Raw genomic sequence first — 6,035 nt, 5'->3', positions numbered from 1 at the left:
GCAAGCAGTTGCTCGAGGCCGCGAAGAACGGTGAGGACGTCGATGCGTTGCGGCTCGAGTTGCAGCAGCAGTACGAGGACACGTTGGTCAATCCGTACGTCGCTGCCGAACGCGGGTACCTCGATGCGGTCATCCCACCCAGTCACACCCGCGGACAGATCGTGACCGCGCTACGACTGCTCGAACGCAAACAAGTGACCCTGCCCCCGAAGAAACACGGAAACATCCCACTATGAACGAAGCGAATCATGAGGCAGTGAGTGCAGCGAATCATGACGCAGCGGGCGAAACGAATCCTGACGTCGTGAACGGCGATCAGGCCGATGCCACGTCAGGCATGTCCGCGGCAATTCGGGTCGTCAAGGGCAACCCGACCGACGAGGACGTCGCGGCTCTGGTAGCGGTGTTGACTGCGGCGCAGAACGATTCGGCATCGAGCGTGGATTCTCGGCCGAGGGAATTGTGGGGTGCACCGTCGTCGATGCATCGCGGCTTCGCGGCGCAGTCGGCGTATTCGTACGCCGCGTCGGGCCGATACTCGCGGTGACGGTGCCGCCCGTGACGAACCGGGCCGATTCGATACGACTCGTTCTGGCGTCGGCGTCACCTGCTCGCCTAGCGGTTCTTCGTGGTGCCGGCGTGGAGCCGATCGTTCGGGTGTCGGGAGTCGACGAGGACGCGGTGACGGCCGAGCTGGGGCCGTCCGCGTCCGCCGCCACCGTGGTCACCGAACTTGCACGAGCCAAGGCCGCCGCAGTCGCCGAGACGTTCTCGGATTCTTCGGCGGATCTGGTGATCGTTGGGTGTGATTCGATGCTGTCGATTGCCGGTGAGCTGCACGGTAAACCGCACACCGTCGAGGTGGCCCGTGAGCGTTGGCGGACCATGGCCGGATCGACCGGGGCACTGTTGACCGGTCATGCCGTTCTGCGAGTGACCGCCGGAGTCGTGGTGGCGCAGGCTGCAGCGCACAGCTCGACGACGATTCGTTTCGCAACCCCGTCCGCGGTCGATCTCGACGCGTATTTGGCGTCCGGCGAACCGCTGCAGGTGGCGGGAGCATTCACGCTCGACGGTCTCGGCGGCTGGTTCGTCGACAGCATCGAGGGTGATCCCTCGTCGGTGATCGGGATCGGCCTGCCGCTGGTTCGTACTCTTCTCGAGCGGGTGGGTACGTCGCTTGCCGCCCTCTGGGACGGCTCGCCGGACGACCCGATCGGGATCTGACCGGCGAGACCTATCTCAGGGCAACAGATCGATCAGCTCGCGAGCCCAGTCCTCGGCCATTGCCTTGGGCTTGATGTTCGACGAGCTGTCGTGCCGAGCGTGGGTGCCCACCTGCTTCGCACCGAGCTCGGTGAGCTTCTCGGCGATGATCTCGCCGCCGCGGTTGAAGGTGTCTTCGTATACCTTGTCGCCCAGACCGAAGACTGCGAACTGCAGTCCTGCGAGGTCGGGGGCATCCTCGACGAGTGCCTCGTAGAACGGCTCCGCGCCGGTGGGGAGCTCTCCGTCGCCGTAGGTGGAGCAGATGACGACGTGGAAGTCGTCCGTGTCGATGTCGGAGACCTCGTATTCGAGCATGTCTCGTACTTCGGCATCGTGATCGCCGAGCACGTCCGCGATCTTGTCGGCGACCTCCTCGGCCGTACCGGTCTCGGACCCGAACAACACGACCACTGCCATGGATCGCTCCCCTTTCTCACATGCGCTCGAACACTCGAACAGTCGCAAAAGCATAGCCGTACCGGGGATCCCGCCGAAAATCCGCGTACGCCCGATGTTGTGATGTGTCTCGAGGTCACCAGAATTCGGCAGACAGGCCCCAGTTCGCGTACTCCGCCTCGACCAGCCCACGTAGGTGCTCCTTGCTGGGGAACGCGTCCGGATCCAGGCCGGTGACGCACAGCGTCGCGCGATCACCCGAGTCGTTCCACCACGCACTGATCCCGCCGGCGGTGCGACGCAGCAACGCCACATCGGTGTTCTGGGTGATGGACCGCATCGCCACTGCCGCGGCGTCGACGCCTCCGATGGTGCGCAGTCGCGCGCCGCGATCGCCGAGGTTCGAGCACAGGCACAGCGGTGCCGAGCCCGATGCTGCCAGCTTGGCGACGACGACGTCTGGCAACACCTGCATCAATGGTTTGAGCAGCTCGAACACAGATGTCACCGTACTGTCGGCCTGGTCGGTGAACGCCTGCTTGCTCGATGCGCGGATGGCCGTCAGATCGTCGCGGTAGCCCTGCCCCCCGTCGACGTGAATGGACACTCCGGACGTCGCGTTGGCGCGACTGTCTCCGGGTGTTCGGGTGCTGACAGGAAGGGCCACCCGTACCCGGTCCTCTGGACCGACGCGTCCACTCGCGGTGAGAATGCCGAGCACCACCGCGACCAGCAGACTGTTCGAGCTCCCGCCCTTACTCGCTGCGGCTGCGGCCCAGTCCCTCGCTACGCAGTCGACGACCACCGTGCTCGGCACCCACTTGCCTTCTCGCGGCGCCGCAGTGACCGCCCGGGCACGGCTCGGCGTCGGGCTGGCTGCCGCAGAGCCCGCTGCGACTCCGTCGGACGAGGTCCGCGAACGCACCGCGTCCACTGCCGTACGTCCGAGCGCTCGCGCCATCCCGGACAGTGCCGCACCGATCTGTCCGACGCCGTCCGCGATGTCGGCACGTACCGACGACCGCGGAGGAACCTGGTCGAGCCCGCCGCGAACGAAGTCGTCCGGGATCGCCCGACCAGCGAGAGCTGCTGCTGCCGCAGAGGTAAGGGCACCGCCGTCACCGACCACGTGCGATCCGACGAGAGAGACCACCGTGCCACCGCCGTCGACCGACGTCGCCGACAAGCGCCACGCAGGTCCGTGGATGGGGTCCAGTGTCACCGCTGCCTCGTTCTCGATCCACAGATCGATGCCGTCCCGGGCGATCGGGTGTCCGAGCACGATCGGGTCGGCCGGCGTGCGGGCCGTGATCCAGCCGTCCCGGGCACCGGGCACCGTCGAGCGTCGTACGGAGCGATCCAACGGGCCGGTAGCAAGCAACTGCCACATGGATTCGAGCGCGTCGAGCGAGACGGCCGAGTCGAACCGCCAGACGATCTGATTGACCACGGGTACTCCGAGGACGCACTCCATGCGTAGGAACAGGTCGTCGTCGTACGTCAATCTCTCCACCACGAGAGACTATCCCTGCCCGCCCACGTAGGTGGAACGGTCGCAAATGTGTTTCCCGCCATATGATTTGCGTATCAGCTCGGTTCGGACGGTGCTGATAGGTTGGGGCTCTTCCCCACGCCGACCGTCTGCGAGTGCGCCTGTGAAGTTCGTGATGCCGTTCAACGGAAGCCGAGGCGACGTGACCCCCGGTATCGCTCTCGGGCTCGAACTCGCAGAGCGCGGGCACGACGTGCTGTTCGGTGCCCCACCCAATCTCACCGAAGTCGTATCGGCTGCCACTGCAGCGTCGGAACGTATCCAGGTCCAGTCGTTCGGGCCCGACACGCAGCAGCTGTTGGAATCCGATCTGGTCAGAGTGCACATCAAGTCTCGAAACCCGCGGACCCGCCTTGCTGCGCTGGCCGAGCTGGCCCATCACGGCTGGGACGACATGACGTCCGAGCTGGCCCGAATGGCTGCGGGGTGCGATGCAATCGTCACCGGCTCGCTCGGTCAGGAGATGGCTCTGAACGTGGCCGAAGCGCACGGCACAGCGTTTGTGTCCCTGCACTACTGCCCCCTCAGGCGCAACGATGCAGTGTCGATCGCACCGGGCGTGAACCTACCTGCCGTCGTCAATCGGTCGATGTGGGCGGCCCTCGAAGCACTGCGCTGGAAATCGATGAAAAAGCGCGACAACGCGCAGAGGGCATCACTGGGTTTGCCCCCCACCACGGGGTCGACGCCTGTCAGGTCGGCGCGCTACGGCGGCGTCGAGATCCAGGCCTACGAATCGGCGCTGTTCCCCGGGCTCGCCCGACAGTGGGGTCCACTACGCCCGTTCGTGGGCTTCATCGGGCTCGTCGACGGAGTCACCGAGACCGATCCCGCGTTGCGCCGATGGCTCGACGCAGGAACTGCGCCAGTGTATTTCGGATTCGGCAGCATGCCGGTGCCCGAACCGGCTGCATTGATGCACATGATCGACAACGTCACCGACCGATTGGGTGTGCGTGCCCTGGTCTGCGCGGGCTGGAGCGATCTGTTGGAGTCCGATTCAGCGGTCCATCGAGCGAACCCGAACGTCTTCGTCGTGAAATCGGTCGATCACACCACTGTCTTTCCGCGTTGCCTGGCCGCGGTTCATCACGGCGGTGCCGGGACGACTGCGGCCTCGGCACGAGCCGGGCTGCCGACCCTGGTGTGTTGGTTCAGCGCCGACCAACCGTTCTGGGGATCGGCATTGCGGCGCGTGGGAGCCGGCTCGAGCACGAAGTTCTCGACGTTGACCGAATCCGTTCTACTGCAAGGCATCTCCGAGCTCATGACCAAAGACACCCAGCAGGCCGCGCGAGCGCTTGCGGATACGATGACGCCTCCTCGAACGGCGACGGCCGCCGCCGCCGACATCACCGAAGCAGCAGCGCGCGACCGCTGACCCGCTCACCAGAAGCGTGCCGAAAGTCCCCATCTCCGAAGCGCCTCGGTCAGATGTTCGCGCAACACGTGCTCGTCCGGGCATCGGTCCGGGTCCATGGCGTGGACGGTCACGGTCACACTGGTGCCGGTCTCGCTCGACCATGCGGTCAGCCCGCCGTCGAGCGAACGGGCGAAGTCGGCGTCGGCTCCGGCGAACGTCGCTCGGCCGGACACCGCCCAGGCAGCGATCCCCGCCACCGTTGTGAAGTCGTCGGGAAGAGCACCGAGGTTCGACGCCAGCCCTTCGGCACCGTCGCGTGGCTGCGGTACTCGTGCGACCACGGCGTCGGGCAACATCTGAACGAGCGCCTGGGACAGACCGGCCGGAGCGGCACCGGCGGCCTGAGCAGCGGCGAAAGCCATAAACGCCGATTTGCTGGCGGCGCGGATGGGGCCGAGGTCAAGATCGGTCGGGTCGGCGATCGACACATCGATCTTGACGATCTTGGTGGCGTTGGACCGAGTGTCGGATGCGTCGCCGCGATCGCTGACGGGCAAGGACCACTGCACCGTGTCTCCCACCGAGGCACGGCCGGCAAGTCCGGATGCAGCTGTCAGGACCGCCACGAACAGCGAATTGGACGTTCCGCCCCAGCGTTCCGCAGTCGACCGCCACGCCTCGGCATCCACCTCGGCAACCACATGCGGCGAAGTCCAGTCCGCCGCAGCCGCTCGCTCGGGCGCTGCCCGGTGGGGCTTCAACTTCGGACGGGTGGGACCGACCGACTCCTGGCGGCCGGGCGTCGGCAGAGCCTGCACCGCCGCGTTCACCAGCCATCCACCCGCGGACCGAATTTGCTCGACGGCGTCACCGAAGTCGGAAGCGAGGGCCGCGAGACCGCCCGAGGCCGCGGCGACACGGGACGGACGAGAGTCGGAGTTCGCCGCACGGAATGCAGCGATCAAGGCACCACCGTCGGCGACCATGTGCGAGGCGACCAAAGACACCACCATGCCGCCGTCGCTCAGCCTGGCGGCCGCGAGTTGCCAACCCAATCCCGTCTCGGGGTCGATATCGGGATCGATGCGGCCGTCCGCCCATTGCCGCACCATCGACGGGTCTATGAATTCTGGATGAAAATCCAGTGAATGAGAGGCGGCCGACGGAACCCACCGATCTCGGGCCGTCGGAATTGCCGATGCCACCACCCTGCGCGCAAGCAGACCGTCGGACAGGTTGTCACGCAGTCTTTCCAGGTGTTCTCGCTGCACGACGTCGTCGAACCACCACAGGAACTGGTTGTAGACCGGGAATCCGATGCCGTGGTGCATTCGCAAGAAAAGGTGATCGGCAAATCCAATTCGAGTCACGCGCCGAACCTACTACATCGAAAGAACGGGGAAGGTGGTGCTGTTTCTCACCGGCCGATTCATTCAATGTTTGCAATAGGTGCCA

7 protein-coding genes are annotated in these 6,035 nt (G+C 65.7%); 4 read left to right on the top strand and 3 right to left on the bottom strand.

What is annotated here, in order from left to right:
* The 3 genes from E4P29_RS21440 to E4P29_RS21430 all read left to right on the top strand — a co-directional run.
* Window positions 1-236: carboxyl transferase domain-containing protein (locus E4P29_RS21440; protein WP_280634557.1), on the top strand; the 236-nt coding region annotated here is incomplete at its 5' end.
* 20 nt (window positions 237-256) lie between these two features.
* Window positions 257-547, top strand: a complete 291-nt coding sequence (locus E4P29_RS21435) for an acyl-CoA carboxylase epsilon subunit (RefSeq protein WP_245154438.1) — start codon at window positions 257-259, stop codon at window positions 545-547.
* An 11-nt stretch (window positions 548-558) separates the two neighbouring features.
* The gene (locus tag E4P29_RS21430; protein WP_245154437.1) at window positions 559-1,227 is read left to right on the top strand and encodes a Maf family nucleotide pyrophosphatase; all 669 of its coding nucleotides are present in this window, start codon (window positions 559-561) and stop codon (window positions 1,225-1,227) included.
* 15 nt (window positions 1,228-1,242) lie between these two features.
* Here E4P29_RS21430 and E4P29_RS21425 read toward each other — a convergent pair whose 3' ends face one another.
* Both E4P29_RS21425 and E4P29_RS21420 read right to left on the bottom strand, forming a co-directional pair.
* Window positions 1,243-1,686, bottom strand: a complete 444-nt coding sequence (locus E4P29_RS21425; protein WP_027496480.1) for a flavodoxin domain-containing protein — start codon at window positions 1,684-1,686, stop codon at window positions 1,243-1,245.
* Window positions 1,687-1,801: 115 nt separating this feature from the next.
* Window positions 1,802-3,178 carry a hypothetical protein gene (locus tag E4P29_RS21420; RefSeq protein WP_135047115.1) on the bottom strand — a complete coding sequence of 459 codons (1,377 nt, stop codon included), beginning with the start codon at window positions 3,176-3,178 and terminating at the stop codon, window positions 1,802-1,804.
* 142 nt (window positions 3,179-3,320) lie between these two features.
* Here E4P29_RS21420 and E4P29_RS21415 point away from each other — a divergent pair, with 142 nt between their 5' ends.
* Complete coding sequence (locus E4P29_RS21415) at window positions 3,321-4,598, top strand: glycosyltransferase (protein WP_167735576.1); 1,278 nt, start codon at window positions 3,321-3,323, stop codon at window positions 4,596-4,598.
* 5 nt (window positions 4,599-4,603) lie between these two features.
* Here E4P29_RS21415 and E4P29_RS21410 read toward each other — a convergent pair whose 3' ends face one another.
* Window positions 4,604-5,950, bottom strand: a complete 1,347-nt coding sequence (locus E4P29_RS21410) for a hypothetical protein (protein ID WP_135047113.1) — start codon at window positions 5,948-5,950, stop codon at window positions 4,604-4,606.
* Between the last annotated feature and the right edge of the window lie 85 nt (window positions 5,951-6,035).

It is taken from the genome of Rhodococcus sp. 1R11 (assembly GCF_004563845.1).
GTDB lineage: Bacteria > Actinomycetota > Actinomycetes > Mycobacteriales > Mycobacteriaceae > Rhodococcoides.
This window is presented reverse-complemented; position numbering and strand designations above follow the sequence as displayed.

Excerpts from the sequence above, each read along its gene's own strand:
- E4P29_RS21425 (WP_027496480.1), bottom strand. The coding sequence starts at position 1,686 with ATGGCAGTGGTCGTGTTGTTCGGGTCCGAGACCGGTACGGCCGAGGAG.